This is a genomic window from Brevundimonas sp. AVps5 (genome assembly GCF_058681515.1).
Genome location: NZ_CM178740.1, coordinates 2,658,600 through 2,680,545, shown reverse-complemented (window position 1 = coordinate 2,680,545; position 21,946 = coordinate 2,658,600). Strand labels below are relative to the sequence as shown.

Here is a 21,946-nt window from a genome sequence, read left to right as displayed (position 1 = left end):
GGAAAGAGGAGTCGCCATGCCGAAGATCGACATCGATGCCGCACCCACAGGCCACGGGACCAGCTATCCGGATGAATTCGCCGGTCCCTGTCTGCCGCGCCGTCGCTGGAAGCTGGGTGACGCTGTCGGGCTGGATCAGTTCGGGGTCAATCTGCTGCGGCTTCCGGCCGGGGCCTGGTCATCGCAGCGCCACTGGCACACGACCGAGGACGAGTTCGTCTGGGTCCTGTCGGGCGAGGTGGTCCTGATCGAGCAGGACGGCGAGGCGGTGCTGAAGGCCGGCGACTGCGCGGGCTTCAAGGCCGGGGTCCCGAACGGGCACAGGATCGAGAACCGGTCCGGCACCGAGGCGGTTCTGCTGGAGGTCGGGACGCGCACCCCCGGCGGCGACGGGGCCGACTATCCCGACATCGACATGGTCCTGCCGCTCGGCGGGGACCGCTATTTCCACCGAGACGGAACGCCCTACCCGAAACATGACCGACGCACCTGAGCCGCCCGAGCCGATCACCAGGTCGACCGCCGAGGCCGCGCCGGCTGCGGGTCCGTCGGGGGCCGACGGGACCAACCCCTGGGCTATCCGCGACTTCCGCCTGATCTGGCTGGGTCGGATCGCGGCGGTGCTGGCGATCCAGATCCAGTCCTCGGCCCTGCTGTGGCAGGTCTATGAGATCGCGCGCCGCGACCATCCGATCGAACAGGCCAGTCTGTACCTCGGCATGGTCGGCCTGGCGCAGTTCATCCCCCTGCTGTTGCTGACCCTGCCTGCCGGGGAGATGGCGGATCGGCGTGATCGTCGCGGGACCGTGATCCTGGCCATCGTGGCCGAGGGGACCTGTGCGCTGGGTTTCCTGACCATGGCGATCCACGGTCATCCTCCGCTGTGGGGCCTGCTGGCGGTCGCCGTGGGCTTCGGCGCATCACGAGCCTTCCTCGCCCCGGCCAGCCAGGCCTATCTGCCCATGGTGGTCGGCCGGGCCGCCCTGCCGCGCGCTATCGCGGCCCAGTCGATCGCCTTCCAGACCGGGGCCATCGCGGGGCCGGCGCTCGGCGGCGTGATCGTCGGGATCAACGTACCCCTGGCCTACGGGGTGTCGCTGGCCCTGTTCGGTATCGGCCTGACCTGCTTCCTGATCCTGAAGACCAGCGGCAAGCCCGCACCGATGGAGGCCGTCGGCAGCCGCTGGGAGGCGGTCAAGGACGGGCTGAAATACGTCTGGGACACGAAGATCGTGCTGGGTGCCATCTCGCTCGATCTGATCGTGGTTCTGTTCGCGGGGGTGGCCCTGCTGACGCCGATCTTTGCGCGCGACATCCTGCATGTGGGGCCGGAAGGGTTCGGCCTGCTGAGGGCCTCGTTCGGCGGCGGGGCCTTCCTGATGGCCCTGGTCCTGGCCCGCTATCCGATTCCGGGGCGGGGCGGCATGCTGATGTTCGCCTCGGTCGCGGTGTTCGGGGTCTGCACCATCGTCTTCGGCCTGTCGAAGGTCGTCTGGATCTCGGCGGCGGCCCTGTTCGTCGGCGGCATGGCCGACATGATCAGCGTCAACATCCGCCAGACCCTGATTCAGCTGTCGACCCCCGATCACATGAGGGGCCGGGTGTCCTCGGTGTCGATGCTGTTCATCGGGGCGTCCAATGAGCTGGGCGAGGCCTATTCCGGCGTCATGGTGCGGTTCCTGGGTCCCATCGGCGCGGCGGTGTTCGGCGGAGTCGGGGCGCTGGCGGCGACGGGTGTGTGGGCGAAGTTGTTCCCGGGGCTGAGGAAGGCGGATCGGCTGGTTTGATCCTCCCCCCCGGGGGAGGGGGACCACGAAGTGGTGGAGGGGGCCAACCGCGAACGCCGGCGTCCGGGGTGAGCCCCTCCGTCTCTGCGCTTCGCTTCGAGCCACCTCCCCCGACGGGGGAGGATTATCCCCAGGCCCTGAAATGCTTCGACAGCTTGAGGCCCTGCCGCTGGTAGTGGCTGCCGCCTTCGCCATACAGCCGTGTCGGTCGTTCCGTCAGCGGTTCATAGACCAGCCGGGCGACGATCTGGCCGTGTTCCAGCAGGAAGGGGGTGTCGTGGGTGCGGACCTCCAGCACCCCCTTCGAGCCGGCCCCATGCGCCTCGTCGGTGCCGAAGCCGGGGTCGAAGAAGCCGGCGTAGTGGACGCGGAACTCGCCGACCGACGGATCGATCGGGGTCATCTCGGCGGCCTGGTCGACCGGGATCTCGACGGCCTCGTTGGACGCCAGGATGTAGAACTCGCCCGGGTCCAGCAGCAGTTCGCCGCGCCTCAGGGTCAGCGGCTCCCAGAAGTCCCTGGGGTCGTGGCCGTCGATCTTGTCGAGATCCACCACGCCCGCATGGCGACGGCCGCGGAAGCCGACGATGTCGCCGCCCTGCAGATCGACACCGACGCTGCGGGTCTCCAGCTTCGGCGGCTCCCCGGCCTTGAGGCGCAACTGGTTCAGCCGGGTGCCGGGGCGCACGAGTATGGAGAAGGTCTGGGGCGCGATCTCCAGATAGAGCGGCCCTTCGTAGCCTTCGTCGACGTCGTCGAACGCGCCGCCCCGATCGGTCAACAGGCGCACGAAGACGTCGACGCGGCCGGTCGAGGATTTGGGGTTGGCGCGGGCGATCAGGCCGGGCGGCAGGCTCAGCCGCTCCTGCAACTCGGCGATATAGACGCAGCCCTTTTCCAGAACGACGCCGTTGGTCATGTCGATCGGGTGCATCTCGACGTCGGCGATCCGCTCGGACACCAGCCGCTTGCCGGGCAGGAAGGAGGCGCGCACGCGCCAGGCGCGGTCGGACAGGCGCAGGTCGAGACTGGCCGGCTGGACCTGGTCGGCGTCCCAGGCGGTGGCCGATCTGATGGCTCCGGCGGCGATCAGGGCCTCGATGGACTGGCAGGGCAGGATGCCGGGCGTAGGGAATTCGAGAGTCATGAAGAACGCCATACACGTCGGCCGCCGCCGGAAATAGCGGGTGGGGCGACCCCGCTTGCCACCATCCCGTTGCCGGGCGACCATGGGTCATGCACGACACCCAACCCTATGTGGCTGAAACAGAAGGCGTCATCGTGCGCGTGCGGCCCAGCTATCTGGCCGGCCAGTCCGATCCGGCGGAGGGTCGCTGGGTCTGGGCCTATCAGGTCGAGATCGAGAACCGCGGCCCGGAGGCGGTGCAACTGTTGGCGCGACGCTGGGTCATCACCGACGCCACCGGCCATGTGGAGACGGTCCGGGGACCGGGCGTGGTCGGCGAACAGCCCCTGATCGCGCCGGGCGACAGCTATTCCTACGCCTCCGGATGCCCCCTGCCGACGCCCTCAGGGTCGATGGAGGGGGCCTATATGATGACCGACGCCAACGGCCGGTCGTTCGAGGCCCTGATCCCGGCGTTCAGTCTGGACCTGCCGGGTGGCCGGGTTCTGAACTAGCGCGGCCGGGCGGGAGCGCGTCGAGCGGTAGCCCGCAAGGAGAGAGGGTGGGGGGCTGCGTCAACCCGGAGAACCGCAGCCCCGCCCCGGTCTCGCCAGGGGACCCTGGCGAGGCGGATGGGTCCCCGCTTTCGCGGGGATGACAAAGGCGCGAATCTGGCGAACCAGACACCGAACGCGCTCAAGCAGCGAAGCGCCGCGCGCGTAGCGGTAGCGCCCCTTAGCTAGATGTAGCGCCGAAGGCTGCGGGCCAGCTCTTCCTTGCCGCCGCGCTTCATCTGCGGCTGGTAGGCGACGCGGGCGTGTTCGACGCAATAGACGCCTTCCGAGGCCCGGCGGCCGCAGAAGCTGAACTCGGTCGAGGACGGGTCGCCGATCGGCCATTTGCACATGTGGGCACCCAGGGTCATCACCGTGGCGGTGCCGGGCATCTCGGCGACGGCGGGCAGCGACGGGGCGGCCGCCACCGGACGCGGCGCGGGCTGCGCGGCCTCGATGCGACGCGGAGCCGACGGCTGGGCCGGGGGCGTGGTGCGCGTGCGGGCCGGGCGGAAGGTGGTGGCGGTGCGCGCCGGTTGCGACGGCGTCGCCCGGCCCGACAGGCCCAGGCGGTGGACCTTGCCGATGACGGCGTTGCGGGTGACGCCGCCGCCCAGCTGTTTGGCGATCTGCGAGGCCGACTGCCCCTCCAGCCAGAGCTTCTTCAACGCTCCGACGCGATCTTCGGTCCAGCCTGCGGTCATGCCACCCTCCGGGGAACAGTTTTGATTCAACATTTGGCGCCTGAGGTCCCTCCCGGGTCTCGTCAGCCACAACTAATCGTAAACGAGACCTTAACAGACGCAAGATGTGCGAATCAGTCGTCCACAGGAACTACATCTTGAATCGGCGTTCTCCGGGCGGACCCGGCGCTGCGATATGGAACGGGCGCGCCTGCGCCGGGTTGACGACAGATGCCCGATACCCACGCCAAAGACCCGCCAATCACCCGCAAACCCCTGACGCCCCTGGCGGGCGACGGTTGTGTCCGGGTGGTCGATCCGCCCCCGCTCGCCATCACCCTGACGCCGGACGCCGCAGAGATTTCCGGGCTGCGCCTGATCGCCGAGGCGGACGAGGCGCGGCGCAGGGCCCACCCCGTCGGTTGAGGTCGGGTGCCTGACCCCTTGCGCGCCGCGTCACGCGGCCGCATCTGACGGCCATGACCGATCTCGCCTCGACGCGGCCTTCCGGCCTTCCCACGCCGCGCCATTACGCCGGGGTCAACTGGATCGGGGTGCAGACCCTGTATCTGCGCGAGATTCGCCGCTTCTGGAAGGTCGGGGCCCAGACGGTCGCCGCCCCGGTGGTGACGACCCTGCTCTATATGCTAGTGTTCGTCGTGGCGCTGAAGGGCGCGCGGCCGCCGCTGCACGGCACCCCCTTCGCCGAGTTCGTGGCCCCGGGCCTGATCATGATGGCCATCCTGAACAACGCCTTCGCCAATGCCTCGTCCAGCCTGATCCAGGCCAAGATCATGGGCACATCGACCGACTTTCTCACGCCGCCCCTGAGCCCGCTGGAGCTGACCATCGGCTTCTCCCTGGGCGCCGCGACCCGCGGCATCGTGGTCGGTCTGGTCACCGCCGTCTGCGTCATGCCGTTCGCGAAACTCGGCGTGACCCATCTTGCGGCCATCCTGTATTTCAGCCTGATCGCCTCCCTGCTGATGGGAATGGTGGGGGTCCTCGCCGGTCTGTGGTCCGAGAAGTTCGATCAGCTGTCGGCGGTCCAGAACTTCGTCGTCCTGCCGATGACCTTCCTGTCGGGCGCCTTTTATCTGGTCGAGAACCTGCCTCCGCCGTTCGCGGCCATCAGCCACTGGAACCCCTTCTTCTATCTGATCGACGGCTTCCGCTACGGCTTCATCGGCCATGCCGAGGGTGACCTTCTCGTGGGGGTCGTGATGTCGGCAGGCCTGACGGTGCTCCTGGCGGTGGCGTGCTGGCTGGTGTTCAAGTCCGGCTGGCGGCTGAAAAGCTGAACCAACTTTCGTCATCCTCCGGCGAGCGCAGCGAGGCCGGGGGACCCAGTGGCGCGCGCGAGCGCGAACCTGTTGCGGATGACCCTGCTTGTGCCTTGTCGCCTTCGCTGCGCTTCGGCGCCGCTGGGTCCCCCGGTCAGCGCCGCCAAGCGGCGGCTGGCCGGAGGATGACGAAAGCATAGGGTGTGTGAGTTGACTCACCCCCGCTCCCATCCGACAACGGAAATTCCTGAAAAGTCCCGTCGCAACCGCGCCGGGGCTTCGTTTCTTTTGGAGGTCTTCCGTGTCCGGTCATTTGATGGGTGTCTACAATCGCGCGCCGCTGGAAGTGGAACGCGGGCGCGGCGCGCGTCTGTGGGCGAAAGACGGAACCGAGTACCTGGACTGCGTCCAGGGCATCTCGACCAACGGTCTGGGTCACGCCCACCCCGTGCTGGTCGAGGCGGTGAAGGCCCAGGCCGAGAAGCTGTGGCACGTCTCCAACATCTTCAAGATTCCGGGCCAGGAGGAACTGGCCGACGCCCTGACCGAGGCCAGTTTCGCCGACGTGGTCTTCTTCACCAACTCGGGCACCGAGGCGGTCGAGTGCGCGCTGAAGACGGCGCGCAAATATCACTCGGCCAACGGCCAGCCCGAGCGGATCGACATCTACGGCTTCGACGGGGCCTTCCACGGCCGGACCTACGGGGCCATCAATGCCGCCGCGAACCCCAGCTATACCGAGGGGTTCGGCCCCAAGATGCAGGGCTTCCACCAGCTGACCTGGGGCGACCATGAGGCGCTCAAGGCCGCCATCGCCGAACCCACCACCGCGGCGATCATCGTCGAGCCGGTGCAGGGCGAGGGCGGGTGCCGGGCCATGCCGGATGTCTGCCTGCGTGGCCTGCGCGACCTGTGCGACGAGTATGGGGTGCTGATCATCTTCGACGAGGTCCAGTGCGGCATGGGCCGGACCGGCAAGCTGTGGGCGCACGAATGGGCCGGGATGGCCCCCGACATCATGGCCGTGGCCAAGGCGCTCGGCGGCGGCTTCCCCGTCGGTGCCTGCCTCGCCACCACGACTGCGGCCAAGGGGATGACAGTCGGCGCCCACGGCTCGACCTTCGGCGGCAATCCCCTGGCCATGGCGGTCGGTCTGGCGGCCTTCACGACGATCAACTCGGCCGACATTCTCGGTAACGTCAACGAGATCGCGGGCTACCTGAAGCAGCAGCTGCACGGGCTGAAGGAACGCTTCCCCGATGTGATCGTGGACGTGCGCGGCAAGGGCCTGTTGATCGGGATGAAGCTGGTCCCGAACAACCGCGACTTCATGGGCTGGGCGCGCGACGAACAGCATCTGCTGATCGCCGGCGGCGGCGACAACTGCGTGCGTATGCTGCCGCCCCTGAACCTGACGCTGGATGAGGCGCGCGAGGCTGTCGAGAAGCTGGAGCGCACCTGCGAGGCCGCGCGGAGCAAGGCGAAGGCGGCGGCATGACCCTCCCTCTCCCGGCGGGAGAGGGCTTGGGGCTCGGAGAGCGCAGCGATCCGCCAGCCGACGGCGTGAGGGGTTTTGCCCTCACCGGTTCGCACCTTAACCCCTCACCCTTTCACGCAAGGCCGATCGCCTGAAGGCTCTCGGGCGCTCAAGCCCTCTCCCGACGGGAGAGGGAGGAGATCGAACATGGTCAGACACTTCCTCGACATCCACCGGCTGGAGGCCGTCGAGTTGCGCGCCATCCTGGACGACGCCCATGCCCGGAAGGCCGCCCGCCAGGGAAGGCCCCAGGGCTGGGTCGACGTCGACGCGCCGGGCAGGGATCGCGTCCTGGCGATGATCTTCGAGAAGAATTCGACCCGCACCCGGTTCAGCTTCGACGCCGCCATCCGCCAGCTGGGCGGAGACTCGATCATCGCCACGGCCTCGGACATGCAGCTGGGGCGCGGCGAGCCGGTCGAGGACACCGCCCGCGTCCTGTCGCGTATGGTCGATGCGGTGATGATCCGTGCCAACAGTCATGAGGACGTCGAACGCTTCGCCCGCGTCTCGACCGTGCCGGTGGTCAACGGCCTGACCGACCGTTCGCACCCGTGCCAGATCCTGGCCGACATCATGACCATCGAGGAGCGGCGCGGTCCGATCGAGGGCAAGACGCTGGCCTGGATCGGCGACGGCAACAACGTCTGCCACAGTTTCATGCACGCGGCGCCGAAGCTGGGTTTCCATCTGAACGTGGCCTGCCCGGCGGAGTATCACCCGAACCTTCATGATCTCGCCAAGGGCGGCCATGCGGTCAGCCTGACCTCGGACCCCCGTGATGCGGTCAAGGGTGCCGACGTCGTCATCACCGACACCTGGGTATCTATGGGCGACGGCGACTACGAAGCCCGCCTGCATGCGTTCGAGAGCTACACGGTCGATGAGGCCCTGATGGACCTGGCCGATCCGGAGGCCGTCTTCCTGCACTGCCTGCCCGCCCACCGGGGCGAGGAGGTCACCGACGCGGTGATCGACGGGCCGCGCTCGCTGGTCTGGGACGAGGCGGAAAACCGCATCCACGCCCAGAAGGCCGTGCTGGCCTGGTGTTTCGCGGGCTGAGCCGCTTGCAAGCATGAAAAGGGCGCCGTCGCGAAACGGCGCCCTGATCTCTTCGCCGCTCTGACCTACTGCAGGTTTACGTCCGCGACGCCGCCGGCCTCCGGCGTCGTATTCGTCAGATTGGCCTTGGCGATCTCGAAGGCGAACCTGACCAGTCCGCCCTTGTTGACCCAGACCCGGCCGACGTCGGCGTCGAAGCGCAGGATGGTCAGGTGGCGATCCTCCTTGCCGTCCGGATACCAGGCGGCCAGCACAGGGTTCCAGTAGCGGTCGATGATCTCGCGGTCGTTGCCCTGAACCGACAGTTCGCCGTGGATGCAGGCCCAGGTGTTCTGATCCCGGGAGCCATAGTGGAACATGGCGCTCTGGCCGCCGCCCCCGACGCCTCCAACGCCGGCGTCCTTCGCCAGGTCGGTGTTGTCGCGGGTGAAGAACCAGATCGTGCCGGTCGCTTCCTCGCGGTAGGCGGTCATCGGCTGGGAGTGATAGCCGGGGGTGTCGATGCCCAGCATGCCGGTGTTGGAATCCTTCAGGTGCTTCCAGAATTCCTTTTCGGCGTCGGCGGCGGAGAGGGGTTCGTCGGCCATGTTCGGCTCCTGCATGATTGTTCGGCCGGGATAACCGCCCAGCCGCCATGCCGTTCCGTCATCCCTGTCGAGGCGTCACGCCCAGCAGTGTTCCCAGATGGATGAGCAGCAGGAAGGCGAGCGCCCCGGCCAGCAGCATGATGAAACGCCAGGGCACCATCCGGGGCCTGAGGAAATCACTCGGCCGGGCACCGCGCCAGCCGGCGAAGCCGCCCACGATCAGGGCTCCGGCGAGCAGGGAAAGGGTCAGGGTCATCGACATGGGCGCGATGTGGCGGCCCGGCCCCGCAAGCGCAAGCAAACCCTTTCAGGGATATTAATCTTCACCGCTCGTTAACCACGTCGGCCCGATGAGATGAGCTGCGACGGGGCCTATCCACAGGTGAATGGGCAACCGTCAAGATGTTGGGGTTAACCACACGTTTACACCCCGGATATGGGCGATTAGCGTGATGCCTATGGGTCGGGAGTCGAATCAGTGAGCGCAGCCGCTGCGCCTTGGAGCGTGAAGGGTATCGACCCGAAAGCGCGTGAGGTGGCCAAGGATCTGGCCCGCCGCTCGGGCATGACGCTGGGCGAGTGGCTGAACACGATGATTATGGACGACGAGGACGACGGCGTCTCGCCGTTGCCGCGCCGTCCTCATGCCGCCGAGATGTTCGACCGTCGCGGCCGCTCGCGCCGCCTGGACGACGCCTATGAGCCGGAACCCCGCAGCTATGGTCGTGACGACGAGACCCTGCAACGCGTCGCCGCCTCGGTCGAGGCCATCGCCTCCCGTCTCGAAGCCGCCGAGCGTCGCTCGACCATCGCTATCCAGGGCGTCGATCAGGCCGTCGCCGGCCTGGTGCGCAAGATGGAGGCGCAGGACCAGCAGGCCGGCCAGGTCGGCCGCCGCATCGACGACATTTCCGAGGAACTGAAGGAGGGCCACAAGCGCCTTCGTCGCTTCGAACAGGATGCCGGTCCGAAGACCGCCGAGACCATCGGCAAGGTCGAGCAGGCCGTGGGCGGTCTCGCCGGTCGACTCTACGACATCGAGGAGCGCCAGCGGTCCGGCTTGATGGAGGTGCGCCAGCGTCTCGAAGGTGTCGAGAAGGCCGACGCCTCGGGCAAGACCGATACGGCCGTGGCCGCCCTGACCAGCCGTCTCTACGATCTGGAGGAGCGCAACCGCGCCCACGGCCAGACCCTGCTGTCGCGACTGGAGGCGGTCGAGAAGGCCGCCGGCCCGGGCGTGGGCGCAGACGTTCTCGCGCGCGTCGGCCAACGTCTTGACGCCGCACAGGGCCAGACGACCGAGGCCCTGCGAAATCTGGAGCGCTCCTTCGCCGGTCTCGACCAGCGGCTGCGCGCCGCCGAGACCCGCGTCGAACCGGAAGGCTCGCGAGAGTCTGCCCGTTTCGAGAAACTGGCCGAGACCCTGTCGCGTCAGGTCGACGCCAACCGCACCGAGATGATGCGCCGGCTGGAGACCGCCGAGAGCGAAGGCCGCATGGCCCGTATCGAGGCGACCATCGCCTCGCTGGGCGAACAGACCCGGTCGGCCGAGCAGCGCTCGGCCCAGGGGATCGACGCCATGGGCCGTGAGGTCCTGCGTATCGCCCAGAACCTGGACAGCCGGGTCGACAGGATGGAGACGGCGGGCGACTCGCGCCTCGGCCAGTTCGAACAGGCCCTGACCAAGACCCTGTCGGACAAGATCGCCTCGGACATGGGCCGCTATGGTCAGGCGATCGAGCACCGGCTGAACCGCGCCGACGACCAGCACGCCATCGCCCTGGAGAAGCTGGGTGTCGAGATCACCCGAATCTCCGATCGGCTCGCCGACCGAATCGCCCAGTCGGAGCGCAAGTCCGCCCAGGCGCTGGAAGACATCGGCCGCCGCATGGTCGAGGGCTCCGACCGGATCGGGCAGCGCTATGACCGCGCCTCCGGCGAACTGGCCGAGCGGATGCGGCTGTCCGAGGAACGCACGGCGAAACTGCTGGCAGAGGCGCGCGAGACGCTCGACCAGCGTCTGACCCAGCCGGCCGCCTTCGACCCGACGCCCCAGCCCCTGCCCCAGGCCGAGCCACTGGCCGCTGCCGAGTTTGCCCAGCCCGACTGGCGCGCCGCCGCCTTCCCTGCCGAGGATCTCGCCTCGCCGGAGGACGGCTGGTCGATCGATTCCCTCGCTGCCGACATCGAACCCTTCCCCGAGGCCCCCCCGGAGCCGGCGTTCGCATCCGCGCCCGTGGTCGCGTCGACCCTGCCGGCGGAGGACAGCTTCGACGCCCTGCCACGCCGGTTCGAACCGGTCGCACCCGAACCGGCCCCGTTCGGTTCGGCGGCTCAACCCTTTGGTGGTTTCGGCGGCGCAGACGTCACCGACGCCCTGGACGCCATCGCAGAGGTCGCGCCGCAACCCGCCTTCGCCGGCCCGGTCGCCGAGGCCTTTCCTTCGCCGCGCGCCTACGACGGCGGCGACGACGATTTCGCGGCCGAGACGGAGTTCGTCGACGCCCGCCGCCTGCGCGCCGGCCTGGTCGGCGGTGCCGCGACGGGTCGCGCCGCCTCGACCCGCGACGCCATTTCTGCCGCCCGCGCCGCGATGAACACCCCGGCCGTCGCCGAGGTCACCCCCCGCTCCGGCTTCGGCCTGGGCGGTATGAAGAAGGGCGGCAAGTCGCGGCTGCAGGAGCGTCTGGACAAACAGGCGTCGCGCGACGGCACGGTCAAGATGTCCTTGCTCGCCTCGGTCACCGGCGTGGCCATCGTGGCCGGCGTCATCTCGCTCGCTCGCGTGACCGGCTATGACATCGCCGACCTGAACCAGGTCTTCGGCGGCGCCCCGACCGACATTGAAGCGACCCCGATCGCGGCCCTGGCGCTCAGCCCGACCGATGCGCCGCTGGAGGCCGCACCCGCCGATGCGACCGAGGCTGAGACCCTTTACGCCCAGGCGCTGGAGCAGCTGGACCGCAACGACCCGGCCGGCGTCGAAACTCTCACCCGCGCCGCCAATCTCGGCGAACCCCAGGCCCAGCTGAAGCTCGTCAGCCTCTACCAGACCGGCGAAAACGGGGTCACCGCCAACGACCAGGAAGGTCGGCTGTGGGCCCGTCGCGCGGCCGAGGGCGGCGACGCGCGCGGCATGCACGCCTTCGGCATGTATCTGTTCGAGGGCGTCGGCGGCGCCCGCAACCGGCCCGAGGCCCTCGACTGGCTCAGGAAGGCCGCCGACCTCGGCCTCGTCGACAGCCAGTACAATGTCGCCCGCATCTATGAGAACGGCGACGAGGGCATCGCGCCGAACCCGACCCAGTCCTACCGCTGGTATCTGATCGCGGCGCGCGCCGGCGATCCGCAGGCCCAGGCCGCCGTCGACCGGCTGGCCCCGACCCTTCCGGCCGCCGCCCGTCAGACCGCGCGCGCCCAGGCCGAGGCCTTCGCCCTGGAGCCGCTCGCCTAGACCCTGACTTGATTTCCGCTCATCCCCGTGAAGGCGGGGAGCCCGATCTTTCGTTTGCACGGTGCGTCGGATTGACCTTCCGTTCAAACCCCGCCCATTGAGCGCCCACAGTACTGGGTCCCCGCTTTCGCGGGGATGAGCGGTAAAGAAGGGGAAGGCCCGCCCTTTGGAGATCTATCTGCCGATCGCCGAGGTTTCGGTGAACTGGCCGCTCCTGGTTCTGCTGGGCGCGCTGGTCGGATTCGTGTCCGGCCTGTTCGGCATCGGCGGCGGCTTCCTGATGGCGCCGGTGCTGGTCTTCCTCGGCATCCCCCCGACCGTGGCCGTCGCCAGCCAGGCCAGCCATGTCGTCGCCTCCTCCACCTCGGGCGTGATCCGCTATACGGGCCAGGGCGCAGTCGATTTCAAGATGGGGGGCATCATGGCCGCGGGCGGCGCGGTCGGCGCGCTCGGCGGGGTCGAGGTGTTCCGCTATCTGCGCCTTCTGGGCCAGGCCGATCTGGTCGTGGCCCTGTCCTACCTCGTCTTTCTCGGTGCCATCGGCCTGTTGATGCTGCGCGAGAGCCTGACGGAGATCCTGCGCCGCCAGCGCGGCGAAATCGCCCCGCACAAGGAGCGCCGCCGACCGCTGTGGCTCTACGGCCTGCCGTGGAAGGTGCGGTTCCCGAAATCGGGCCTCTACATCTCGGCCCTGCCGCCGTTCGGCCTCGGCATCTTCGCGGGCGTGCTGTCGGCCATCATGGGGGTCGGCGGGGGCTTCATCCTGGTCCCGGCCATGCTCTATGCGCTGCGGATGCGGGCCGGCGTCGTCGTCGGTACCAGCCTGTTCCAGATCATCATTACCACCGCCATCACCACCATCCTTCAGGCCGGTCGCAACCAGACGGTCGACATCGTCCTGTCCAGCCTTCTGCTGGTCGGAGGCGTGGTGGGGGCGCAACTGGGCGCCCGCTACGCCGGTCGGTTCCGCGCCGATATCCTGCGGGCCGCGCTGGCCGTCCTGATCCTGTTCGTCGGTATCCGGATGGGTACGGAGCTGTTCGTCCGGCCGCATGACATCTTCCTGCTCGCTCCGGGAATGTCGAGCTGATGTTCCAGACCCCCCTCCCTCCGCCGCCTGCGATCGAGGTGCCCGCCCCGGAGATGTCCGTCGGGACCCAGGGCGAGCTGCGTGTCGCCGCCGCCCTGACCGACGCGCGGGTCGAGGTCGATTCCAGCTTCCGCGGCGCGTCGATCGTCCTCTACGGCGCGGTCTTCAACCCGACCGACGACCCCACCGACGTGGTTGTCGTCGTGCGCGGACCCGACGCGCCGATCCGCCTGGTCAAGAAGACCCGCAACCTCGGCGTCTGGCTGAACAGCCGCCCTGTCCTGTTCGAGGGCGCGCCCGGCTTCTACATGACCGCCTCGACCCGGCCCCTGCCGGACATCGCCGGCTTCGGTCAGCTGCGTCGGCTCGGCGTCGGGGTCGATCACCTGCGTATCGACGCGCCGGAAGAGAGCCGCACGGTCACCCGCTATGGCGTGCGCGATGTGGTCATCTCGCGTCTGGGCGAGGACTACCTCGACTGGCGCCGCGCCGTGATCCGGCTGCGCGAGGCGGCGCAGCTCTATGACACCGACCCGGACGGAGTGACCTTCGTCGATCGCGGCCTGTTCCGCGCCCAGGTCGAACTGCCCACGGTCGCCCCCACCGGCGAATACCACGCCGAGGTCTGGCTGTTCCGCGACGGCGAACCGGCGGGCGTCTCCCACCTCACCCTGACGGTCGAGAAAGTCGGCTTCGAACGCGACATCTACGAGTTCGCGCACCGCCGCCCGTGGAGCTACGGCGTGCTGTGCGTGCTGCTGGCGGGCGGGATGGGGTATCTGGCCAGCCGGGTCTTCAGGAGAAGCTGATGGACCGGGCGCGACTGACTGTCTGGACGCTGACGCTCGCGGGACTGATCCCATTTGTCGCGTGCGCAGTTGGACTGGCTCTCAACGCCGGCCTGGACCAGCTCTTCATTGATCTGCTGTCCGTCTACGCGGCAATCATTGTATCGTTTCTCGGAGGCGCACGCTGGGGGGTTGAGCACGCGCGAGGCACACCCCGCCTGCGCAATTTGGTCGCGAGCAATCTTCTGGCAGTGGCGGCGTGGTCGACCTTCTTCATGCCGACGTCTCTGGACCGACTGCAGCTTCTCCTGCTGGCCGGCTGCATGCTCGTTTCATGGGGATGGGACATGCTCGAGGAGCCGGCCTGGTATCGGAGCCTGCGTTCAATGGCGACGGCAGGTGCGGTCAGCTGCCTCGCGCTCGCCGCCTGGTGGACCGTCTAGACCAAGCCTGCCCAAGCCAGGGCATGGACCCGATCCTTGCCGAGCGCCGCCGCCATCGGCGGTTCCCCGAACAGGCCGGCGATCGCGGGATCCTTCACATTCAGACCGCCGGTGAAGGCCCCGAACGCCGGCAGGATCAGCCTGCGCCCATCGGTCACGAAGCAGGGCCGGCGCACCATCCGCGCATGGGCGACGACGCGGGCGCAGGGGTGCAGGTGGCCCGCCACCTCACCGGGTTCGGCCTCCGGCATCGGCTCGTGGGTCAGGAACAGGGTGCCCAGCCGCAGGTCGCCGACGATTCGCCCGGGCAGGCGTGAGACCGCGTCCGCATCCGCCGCCGTCAGGGCGTCGCGGTCGTGATTGCCCTCCAGCCAGACCCAGTCGCGCCCGAAGGCCAGCCGGTCCAGCCGCGCCCGGTCGTCCGCCGCCATCCGGCCGATAGACTTCGTGTCGTGGAAACTGTCGCCGAGCAGGACCACACGGTCAGGCTTCAGCGCCGCGATCTCCGCCTCCAGCCGGTCCAGCGTCGCCCGGCTGTCGTAGGGCGGCAGCATCTGTCCGCGCGCGGCGAAGGCGGAGCCCTTCTCAAGGTGCAGATCGCCCGCCACCAGCGTCCCGTATGTCGGCAGCCACAGCGCCCCCGAACAGCGCAGCAGGCACAGCTCGCCCATCACCCGCACGGACAGGGAGCCGCACGGCCGTCGGGCGGGTGCCAGGATCCTCAGCAGGGCCGCGTTCACGCCGCCCCCTGCAGTTCCGGTCCGCCTTGCCTGGGATGGGCGTCTTCCATGACCTCGGCGATCAGGTCGGCGGCGGAGGCGTCCAGGATCATCTCGGCCGCGTCGCCTCCGACCCGCTCGCGCCCGATCATGACCAGTACCGGCACGCAGAAGGGCGAGGCCCGCTCCAGTGGGGCGTGACGGATATGGCCCGCGATACGTGACAGAAGCTGCCCAAGGCGCGCGACATCCAGCAGGCCGGACGCGGCGTCCGACCGTGCGGTTCTCAGCAACAGATGATCGGGCTGATGGCGGCGGAGCACGTCATAGATCAGGTCCGTGGAGAAGGTCACCTGGCGTCCCGTCTTCTCGGCCCCCGGCTGTCGACGCTCGATCAAGCCGGAAACGAGAGCGCAATTGCGGAAGGTCCGCTTCATCATGAAGCTCTCATCCAGCCAGGCTTCGAGGTCGTCGCCCAGCATGTCGGGCTGGAACAGGGCGTTCCAGTCCAGATCGTCCATCGGCTTGATCGACCAGATGGCGAAGGCATAGTCGGTCACCACGAACCCCAGCGGCCCGATGCCGAGCCGGTCCAGCCGCCGGGTCAGCAGCATGCACAGGGTCGAATGGGCCAGCCGCCCCTCGAACGGATAGCCGACCATGAAATGGCGGCTGCCGCGCGGGAAGGTCTCGATCAACAGACTGTCGGCGTCGGGGATCAGGCTGCGCTGTTGCTGCAGCTCCAGCCACTCCTGTACGTCGACCGGCAGGACACGCCAGTGGTCGCGATCCTGCACCATGGCCCGCACCCGTGCCGCCAGCGACGTGCCCAGCGGAAACTGCGACCCGCCCCAGCTCGGGATCTTGGGATCCTTGCCGGTCGCATGGGTGACCAGGGCGTCCATGCCGTTGATGCCCTGAAAGGCCCAGACCTGACCGGCGAAGACGAAGGTGTCACCGGGGGTCAGTTGCTCGAAATACCATTCCTCGGCCTCGCCGACCTTGCGCCCGCCGACCAACTGCCTGGAGGCACCTCCACGCCGTGAGGCGACTTTCACGTTCAGCGTCCCCGCCGCCACGATGGCCCCGACGTTCATCCGGTGACGCTGGGCGATCAGCGGGTTGCGCACGGTCCATTGGCCTTCCGGCGTCCGCACGATGCGCGCGAACCGGTCGTAGGTGCGCAGGGCATATCCGCCGGTGGCGACGAAATCGACCACCTCCTCGAACGCCTCATAGCTCAGGTCGCGATAGGGCGAGCAGCTCGCGACCTCCGTATACAGATCATCCATGGCGAACGGCTCCGAACAGGCCACGCCCATGACATGCTGGGCCAGGGTGTCGAGCGTGCCGGTGTGATGCGGCTCCCAGTCGAAGGCGTTGTCGGCCACGGCCTCCTTCGCGGCCTGGCATTCCAGCAGTTCGAACCGGCTGGCGGGCACCATCAGGGCTCTGGAGGGCTCGTCCAGCCTGTGATTGGCGCGTCCGATCCTCTGGACAAGCCGGCTCGACCCCTTGGGCGCCGCCATCTGGATCACCAGATCGACGTCGCCCCAGTCGATGCCGAGATCCAGGGTGGAGGTGCAGACCACGGCCCGCAGATCCCCCCGCGCCATCGCCGCCTCGACCTTGCGCCTCTGTTCGGCCGCAAGCGATCCGTGGTGCAGGCCGATCGGCAGGTTCTCGTCGTTGATGGCCCACAGCTGCTGGAACACGAACTCGCACTGCCAGCGGGTGTTGACGAAGATCAGCGACAGGCCGGAGCGCTTGATCGCCGCATAGACCTCGGGGATCGCATGCTGGCCGGTATGGCCGGCCCAGGGCACGCGGCCCTCAGAGACCAGCACGTCGATGATGGCAGGCGCGCCGGGGTCGCCGCGCACGATGACAATCTGATCTCCCCCCGTTGGGGGGAGTGGCGGCGAAGCCGACGAGGGGGGCTTGTCCGCAGCACCCCGTCTGGGGTTGGCCCCCTCCACCGCTGCGCGGTCCCCCTCCCCCGATGGGGGAGGAATCGGCGCCAGCCACTCCGCGATCAGGTTCGGATCGTCGATCGTTGCCGACAGGGCCACCCGTCTCAGCCCCGGCGAAAAGCTCTGCAGCCGGGCCAGGCCGAGGTTCAAGAGGTCGCCCCGCTTGCCCGACCAGATGGCGTGGACCTCGTCCAGCACGATGCATTTCAGGTCGGCAAACCAGGCCCGCGCCCCGCCCCAGGCGCAGAACAGGGCCAGCTGTTCGGGCGTGGTCAGCAGGATGTCCGGCGGAAACTCCCGCTGCCGCTGCTTCTTGGACTGTTTGGTGTCGCCGGTGCGGCTCTCGACATGGATGTTCAGCCCGATCTCGCGGATCGGCGTCATCAGGTTGCGCTCGACATCGGTGGTCAGCGCCTTCAGCGGTGAGACATAGATCGTATGGATGCCGCTGTTCGGCCCGAAGGCCGGCTTCGGCCCGCGCTCGGCCAGATCGATCAGACTGGGCAGAAACCCCGCCAGCGTCTTGCCGCCCCCGGTCGGCGCGACCAGCAGGGCGTGCGACCCCGACCCGGCCGCCGCGATCATCTCCAGCTGATGCCTGCGGGGGCTCCAGCCGCGAGAGGCGAACCAGTCGGCGAACAGAGGCGGCAGACTGGCGGCGGGCGACGTCACGAGCGGGATATAGCATGTTCCCGTTCCGTTTCACCCCGTCAGACGCTATCTCTCCGGGGTGTCCGACGAATCCGTCCTCTCCCACTTCAGCCTGACCGGCGCCGAGCCTTGGCTCGTTCTGCCGCCGGCGCTCGCTGTGCCCCCGGGCGCGGGGGCGATCTGCGACGGCGAGGGGGCGAGGAAGATCGGGCGCGGCGCAGCCGAGGGGGTGTTCACGGGCGGCCCGGTGCTGGTGGCGCATGCCAGCCTGACGGCGCGCAGGCTCGGCCTGTCCGCCCCGCCCCGGTCGCCCGACCTGCTGGATGTTCTGGAGCTGTGGGCCTTCGTCCGCCCCGCCACCTTCTGCGCCCCGTCCCCGAGCGGCCTGGCCCTGGCGCTCGGCATGGCCGAACCGAAGGGGGCGGAGGCCCAGGCGGCGGCCCTGCGCGACGCCGCCGCCGTCCTCCTCAAAGAACTGGCCGACCCGGCCTATCCGCATCGCGAGGACGCCTTCACCCTGGCCGAGACGCTCGCCAAACCTTCCGGGGGCAGCGCCGGCTGGTCCTGGGCCTGGCGGGTCTCGGGCGCGCTTCAGGCCGGGCCGTTGCGCCAGCGCCAGTATCGTGGTTCGGGCCTCGACGCCTGGTCGCGCCTGCCGGAATGGGAGGACGAGGCGCCGCGCGGGGAGGCGGGGTCGGCCCCGGTCGATTCCGAATCCGCCCGCATCCGGCTGGAGAAACTGCTTCAGGCCTCGGGCCTCGACGAGACCCGGCCGACCCAGTCCGACTACGCCGCCGAGGCCGCCTATGCCTTTTCGCCGCGCAACGAGGAGGGCCGGCCGCGCATGCTGCTGGCCGAGGCCGGCACCGGCACCGGCAAGACCCTGGGCTACCTCGCCGCCGCCTCCCTCTGGGCCGAACGGAATCAAGGCGCCGCCTGGGTCTCGACCTATACCCGCGCCCTCCAGCGCCAGATCGACCGCGAGAGCGCCGCCCTGTGGCCCGACCCGGTCGAGCGCAAACGCAAGACCGTGGTCAGGAAGGGACGCGAGAACTATCTCTGCCTGCTGAACCTTCAGGACATGGTCCAGGCGGCCCAGCTGGGCAACGGCGACCTGATCGGCCTGGCCCTGACCAGCCGCTGGGCCCTGCACACCCGCGACGGCGACATGACCGGCGGCGACTTCCCCGGCTGGCTGCCCGGCCTGTTCGCCACGCCCGCCGGCCATCAGGCCAGCGCAGGCAACCTCGTCGACCGGCGTGGCGAATGCGTCCACGCGGCCTGCCCCCACTACCGCACCTGTTTCGTCGAGAAGACCATCCGCGCCAGCCGCCGGGCCGACCTCGTCGTCGCCAACCATGCGCTGGTGATGACCCAGGCCGCCTTCGACGGGGCCCGTTCGGCGCGCGGGCTGAAACAGGACGGGGAGACCGCCGCCCTCAAGCGGATCGTCTTCGACGAGGGCCACCACCTGTTCGACGCGGCCGACAGCGCCTTTTCCGCCTGTCTGTCGGGCCAGGAGGCGGCCGAGCTGCGCCGCTGGATCCGGGGACCGGAGGGACGCGGCCGTCGCGGACGCGGTCTGGAACAGCGGCTCGGCGACCTGTGCGCCGACAACGAGGCGGCAGCGAAGGCTCTGCAGGACGCCATCCGCGCCGCCGCGGCCCTGCCCGGCGAAGGAATCTCGGGCCGCATCGCCCCGCCGTCGGGCGAGGTCAATCCCGTCGGGCCGATCGAACAGTTCCTGATGGCCGCTCTGGAACAGATCCGCGGCCGCACGTCGGAGGCCGCCTCGTCAGGGTCGTCGGAGTTCGGCACCGAATGTTCGGTCCGCCCCGCGACCGAACCCCTGCTGGAAACAGCCCGGCGCGCAGCCCAGGCCATCGCCGCTGTCGAGGCCCCCCTGCTGGCCCTCGCCCGCCATCTGGAGGACATCCTCGACGACGAGGCGTCCGAGCTGGACGGCGCGTCGCGGGCGCGGATCGAAGGCGCCTTGCGCGGCCTCGACCGGCGCGCCCGCATGACCCTGCCCGGATGGCGATCGATGCTGGCGGCGCTGGAGGATGGCGGCGACGCCCCCGATCCGGACTTCGTCGACTGGCTGTCGGTCGAGACGGCCTTCGGCCGTATCCACGACGTGGCCCTGCGCCGTCACTGGATCGACCCAACCGTGCCGCTGGAGGCCGCCGTGATCCTGCCCGCCCATGGCGTGCTGGTGACCAGCGCCACCCTGTCCGATCCGATCGCCGAGGCCGCCGGCGGCGACCTGTTCGGCATGGCCCGGATGCGTACCGGCGCCGCCCGGTTGATCGAACCGGCCCGGACGCTGAAGGTCGAGAGCCCGTTCGACTATGCCTCGAACAGCCGGGTCATCGTGGTCGGCGACGTGGCCAAGGACGACCCGCGCCAGACGGCCGCCGCGATGCGCGAACTGTTCCTCGCGGCCGGGGGCGGCGGGCTGGGCCTGTTCACTGCCATCCGTCGGTTGAAATCGGTCTACGAGCGCCTCGGCCCCGATCTGGCCAAGGCCCAGATCCCCCTCTACGCCCAGCATGTCGATCCGCTGGAGGTCGGCGCCCTGGTCGACATCTTCCGCGCCGAACAGGACTCCTGCCTGCTCGGCACCGATGCGGTCCGCGACGGCGTCGATGTGCCCGGCCGGTCGCTGCGGCTGCTGGCCTTCGACCGCGTCCCCTGGCCCCGCCCCGACCTGCTGCACAAGGCCCGGCGCGAGAAGTTCGGCGCCAAGGGCTATGACGACGCCCTGGCCCGCGCCCGCATCGCCCAGGCCTTCGGCCGCCTGATCCGCCGCGCCGACGACAAGGGGGTCTTCGTCATGCTGGACGCCGCCACCCCCACCCGCCTGTTCGCCGCCCTGCCGCCGGGGACGGAGGTCCAGCGGATGAGTCTGGTGGAGGCGATCGAGGTGACGCGGGGGTTCCTCACCTGAGGCCCGCCATTCCGGGTGTGGCGCGGCGGACACCCCGGGGCACCCGCCCGACCCTGCTCAGGGATTGGTCGAAATGACCGGATCGGCGTCCCATCCCCAGGCGTCCATCATCACGTCGAACAGATAGGTATTGGGGAAGTAGCCACGAACGCGATCCGCGCCGACGCCTATGGCGAGGGCCGGCACTTCCTCGGCGGTATGGGTGTCGTTGACCAGCACATTCTCGAGACGGATGATCCCGCCCTCAACGTCGGAGGCCTTCCATTCGTCGTAGCCGTCAAGGAGGGGCGCGCCACGGGCACCGTCGTCGACCTGCAGGCCAAATGAATGGTCAGCGGTGAACAGCAACAGGGTGTCGGTCAGATCGACACGGCTCTGCACCTCGGCGACGAGCCTGTCGAAATCCACGACGTTCTGCAGGCCTTCGCGCGGATCGTCTGTGTGGGCGTCCCATTCCACGACCAGAAAATATCCTGTCGGTGAGTCCTGCAGGATATCGAGCGCCCTGAGCGTTGCCGCGCGGACATCCAGAGCGTCTGCGACCACAACGGGCCGGTTGTTCCCGGCCGGCGCGTCGGCAAGGGCACTGTAGATCGGGCGGTCGTGGGTTGCGCCCAGCGCATCAAAGCCGGTGCCCCGTGCGGCCAATTGTTCCCCGATCGGCTCGCGCCCTGCACCGAACAGGACATCCACCCCGTCTCCGAAGCGCGGAGAGAAAACCTGGGGGAAGATCTCGCCCCAGTTCGAGCGATCATTGCTGTGGGCATAGTTGGCTGCGGGCGTCGCGTCGGCAATCGATTGCGACGAGATCACACCGGTGAGAAGGCCGCGTTCCTCGGCATATTCGAGCAGGGTCTTGGTCGGCGTCCCGTCGGTCTCGCCCCTCACGGCATCCGGACCCTGGCTGATGACGCCGTTGCGGGTCTTCACGCCCGTCACGATGGCCGACATGCCGTTGGCGGAGTCGGACACAAACTCGTCCACCGGTGAGGTTTCGCTCAATCCGAGATGGGGCCATTGCTGGATATGCAGTCGCAGAGGCTCGCCATAGCCTATCAGACTGGCCGCCGAGAGAACTGTCACCCCGGCCGCATCGGCGAGGAACAGAATGACATTCCGCGCTCTCGCAGGACCGGCAGCCGACCCTTCGTGAGACTGCGACGGGCCAGACTGGCGAGCAGCATCTTGCGCCATCGCGGGAGCCGCAGACAGTGCGAGGCAGGCCGCGAGGGTGAGGGTGATGGGGCGCCGGAGCGATC

At 68.9% G+C, this 21,946-nt stretch carries 19 protein-coding genes; 12 read left to right on the top strand and 7 right to left on the bottom strand.

Annotation, left to right across the window (positions count from 1 at the left end; genetic code table 11):
- Positions 1 to 16 precede the first annotated feature (16 nt).
- On the top strand, positions 17 to 493 hold the full coding sequence (locus ACW18A_RS13530) for a cupin domain-containing protein (protein WP_492022232.1): 477 nt from the start codon (positions 17 to 19) through the stop codon (positions 491 to 493).
- Entirely contained in the window at positions 477 to 1,787 is a 1,311-nt protein-coding gene (locus ACW18A_RS13525) for an MFS transporter (protein ID WP_492022231.1), read from the top strand. The genes ACW18A_RS13530 and ACW18A_RS13525 overlap by 17 nt, the downstream gene beginning before the upstream one ends.
- A gap of 124 nt (positions 1,788 to 1,911) precedes the next feature.
- Here the strand turns inward: ACW18A_RS13525 and ACW18A_RS13520 are convergent, their stop codons facing one another.
- A complete protein-coding gene (locus ACW18A_RS13520) occupies positions 1,912 to 2,934 on the bottom strand; it encodes a 2'-deoxycytidine 5'-triphosphate deaminase (RefSeq protein WP_492022230.1) in 1,023 nt (340 codons plus the stop codon).
- An 89-nt stretch (positions 2,935 to 3,023) separates the two neighbouring features.
- Between ACW18A_RS13520 and apaG the strand changes: the two genes are divergently transcribed.
- Entirely contained in the window at positions 3,024 to 3,428 is a 405-nt protein-coding gene (gene apaG / locus ACW18A_RS13515; protein WP_492022229.1) for a Co2+/Mg2+ efflux protein ApaG, read from the top strand.
- Positions 3,429 to 3,652: 224 nt separating this feature from the next.
- Here apaG and gcrA read toward each other — a convergent pair whose 3' ends face one another.
- The gene (gcrA, locus tag ACW18A_RS13510) at positions 3,653 to 4,171 is read right to left on the bottom strand and encodes a cell cycle sigma 70 cofactor GcrA (RefSeq protein ID WP_492022228.1); all 519 of its coding nucleotides are present in this window, start codon (positions 4,169 to 4,171) and stop codon (positions 3,653 to 3,655) included.
- Between the two features lie 210 nt (positions 4,172 to 4,381).
- Between gcrA and ACW18A_RS13505 the strand changes: the two genes are divergently transcribed.
- From ACW18A_RS13505 to argF, 4 genes are all read left to right on the top strand, one after another.
- On the top strand, positions 4,382 to 4,576 hold the full coding sequence (locus ACW18A_RS13505) for a hypothetical protein (protein WP_492022227.1): 195 nt from the start codon (positions 4,382 to 4,384) through the stop codon (positions 4,574 to 4,576).
- Between the two features lie 53 nt (positions 4,577 to 4,629).
- Complete coding sequence (locus ACW18A_RS13500; RefSeq protein WP_492022226.1) at positions 4,630 to 5,451, top strand: ABC transporter permease; 822 nt, start codon at positions 4,630 to 4,632, stop codon at positions 5,449 to 5,451.
- A gap of 298 nt (positions 5,452 to 5,749) precedes the next feature.
- Positions 5,750 to 6,931, top strand: coding sequence for an aspartate aminotransferase family protein (locus ACW18A_RS13495; protein ID WP_492024398.1), 1,182 nt, complete (start codon positions 5,750 to 5,752; stop codon positions 6,929 to 6,931).
- 186 nt (positions 6,932 to 7,117) lie between these two features.
- Positions 7,118 to 8,032 (top strand): ornithine carbamoyltransferase, encoded by a 915-nt coding sequence (gene argF, locus ACW18A_RS13490; RefSeq protein ID WP_492022225.1) that lies wholly within the window; start codon positions 7,118 to 7,120, stop codon positions 8,030 to 8,032.
- Positions 8,033 to 8,097: 65 nt separating this feature from the next.
- Here the strand turns inward: argF and ACW18A_RS13485 are convergent, their stop codons facing one another.
- Positions 8,098 to 8,619, bottom strand: coding sequence for a pyridoxamine 5'-phosphate oxidase family protein (locus ACW18A_RS13485; protein WP_492022224.1), 522 nt, complete (start codon positions 8,617 to 8,619; stop codon positions 8,098 to 8,100).
- Between the two features lie 58 nt (positions 8,620 to 8,677).
- Positions 8,678 to 8,881: a hypothetical protein gene (locus ACW18A_RS13480; protein ID WP_492022223.1), complete on the bottom strand. Its 204-nt coding sequence runs from the start codon at positions 8,879 to 8,881 to the stop codon at positions 8,678 to 8,680.
- Positions 8,882 to 9,097: 216 nt separating this feature from the next.
- On the opposite strand from ACW18A_RS13480, the gene ACW18A_RS13475 reads away from it, so the two are divergent.
- From ACW18A_RS13475 to ACW18A_RS13460, 4 genes are all read left to right on the top strand, one after another.
- A complete protein-coding gene (locus ACW18A_RS13475; RefSeq protein WP_492022222.1) occupies positions 9,098 to 12,073 on the top strand; it encodes a tetratricopeptide repeat protein in 2,976 nt (991 codons plus the stop codon).
- 166 nt (positions 12,074 to 12,239) lie between these two features.
- Positions 12,240 to 13,163: a sulfite exporter TauE/SafE family protein gene (locus ACW18A_RS13470; protein ID WP_492022221.1), complete on the top strand. Its 924-nt coding sequence runs from the start codon at positions 12,240 to 12,242 to the stop codon at positions 13,161 to 13,163.
- Positions 13,163 to 13,972, top strand: coding sequence for a TIGR02186 family protein (locus ACW18A_RS13465; RefSeq protein WP_492022220.1), 810 nt, complete (start codon positions 13,163 to 13,165; stop codon positions 13,970 to 13,972). Before ACW18A_RS13470 ends, ACW18A_RS13465 begins: the two co-directional genes overlap by 1 nt.
- Complete coding sequence (locus tag ACW18A_RS13460) at positions 13,972 to 14,394, top strand: DUF3429 domain-containing protein (RefSeq protein WP_492022219.1); 423 nt, start codon at positions 13,972 to 13,974, stop codon at positions 14,392 to 14,394. The genes ACW18A_RS13465 and ACW18A_RS13460 overlap by 1 nt, the downstream gene beginning before the upstream one ends.
- On the opposite strand, the gene pdeM is transcribed toward ACW18A_RS13460, so the two are convergent.
- A complete protein-coding gene (gene pdeM / locus ACW18A_RS13455; protein WP_492022218.1) occupies positions 14,391 to 15,134 on the bottom strand; it encodes a ligase-associated DNA damage response endonuclease PdeM in 744 nt (247 codons plus the stop codon). The two genes, ACW18A_RS13460 and pdeM, sit on opposite strands and share 4 nt — an antisense overlap.
- On the bottom strand, positions 15,131 to 17,758 hold the full coding sequence (locus tag ACW18A_RS13450; RefSeq protein WP_492022217.1) for a ligase-associated DNA damage response DEXH box helicase: 2,628 nt from the start codon (positions 17,756 to 17,758) through the stop codon (positions 15,131 to 15,133). Before ACW18A_RS13450 ends, pdeM begins: the two co-directional genes overlap by 4 nt.
- A gap of 58 nt (positions 17,759 to 17,816) precedes the next feature.
- Here ACW18A_RS13450 and ACW18A_RS13445 point away from each other — a divergent pair, with 58 nt between their 5' ends.
- On the top strand, positions 17,817 to 20,687 hold the full coding sequence (locus ACW18A_RS13445; RefSeq protein ID WP_492022216.1) for an ATP-dependent DNA helicase: 2,871 nt from the start codon (positions 17,817 to 17,819) through the stop codon (positions 20,685 to 20,687).
- A gap of 57 nt (positions 20,688 to 20,744) precedes the next feature.
- Here ACW18A_RS13445 and ACW18A_RS13440 read toward each other — a convergent pair whose 3' ends face one another.
- Positions 20,745 to 21,881: an alkaline phosphatase gene (locus tag ACW18A_RS13440; protein WP_492024397.1), complete on the bottom strand. Its 1,137-nt coding sequence runs from the start codon at positions 21,879 to 21,881 to the stop codon at positions 20,745 to 20,747.
- Positions 21,882 to 21,946 lie beyond the last annotated feature (65 nt).

Bases quoted from the DNA above. Each gene is read 5' to 3' on its own strand.
- apaG (WP_492022229.1), top strand. From the start codon at position 3,024: ATGCACGACACCCAACCCTATGTGGCTGAAACAGAAGGCGTCATCGTG.
- ACW18A_RS13505 (WP_492022227.1), top strand. From the start codon at position 4,382: ATGCCCGATACCCACGCCAAAGACCCGCCAATCACCCGCAAACCCCTG.
- argF (WP_492022225.1), top strand. From the start codon at position 7,118: ATGGTCAGACACTTCCTCGACATCCACCGGCTGGAGGCCGTCGAGTTG.
- ACW18A_RS13480 (WP_492022223.1), bottom strand. From the start codon at position 8,881: ATGTCGATGACCCTGACCCTTTCCCTGCTCGCCGGAGCCCTGATCGTG.
- ACW18A_RS13495 (WP_492024398.1), top strand. From the start codon at position 5,750: ATGGGTGTCTACAATCGCGCGCCGCTGGAAGTGGAACGCGGGCGCGGC.
- ACW18A_RS13465 (WP_492022220.1), top strand. From the start codon at position 13,163: ATGTTCCAGACCCCCCTCCCTCCGCCGCCTGCGATCGAGGTGCCCGCC.
- ACW18A_RS13525 (WP_492022231.1), top strand. From the start codon at position 477: ATGACCGACGCACCTGAGCCGCCCGAGCCGATCACCAGGTCGACCGCC.
- gcrA (WP_492022228.1), bottom strand. From the start codon at position 4,171: ATGACCGCAGGCTGGACCGAAGATCGCGTCGGAGCGTTGAAGAAGCTC.
- ACW18A_RS13485 (WP_492022224.1), bottom strand. From the start codon at position 8,619: ATGGCCGACGAACCCCTCTCCGCCGCCGACGCCGAAAAGGAATTCTGG.
- ACW18A_RS13530 (WP_492022232.1), top strand. From the start codon at position 17: ATGCCGAAGATCGACATCGATGCCGCACCCACAGGCCACGGGACCAGC.
- ACW18A_RS13500 (WP_492022226.1), top strand. From the start codon at position 4,630: ATGACCGATCTCGCCTCGACGCGGCCTTCCGGCCTTCCCACGCCGCGC.
- ACW18A_RS13440 (WP_492024397.1), bottom strand. From the start codon at position 21,881: ATGGCGCAAGATGCTGCTCGCCAGTCTGGCCCGTCGCAGTCTCACGAA.
- ACW18A_RS13460 (WP_492022219.1), top strand. From the start codon at position 13,972: ATGGACCGGGCGCGACTGACTGTCTGGACGCTGACGCTCGCGGGACTG.
- ACW18A_RS13520 (WP_492022230.1), bottom strand. From the start codon at position 2,934: ATGACTCTCGAATTCCCTACGCCCGGCATCCTGCCCTGCCAGTCCATC.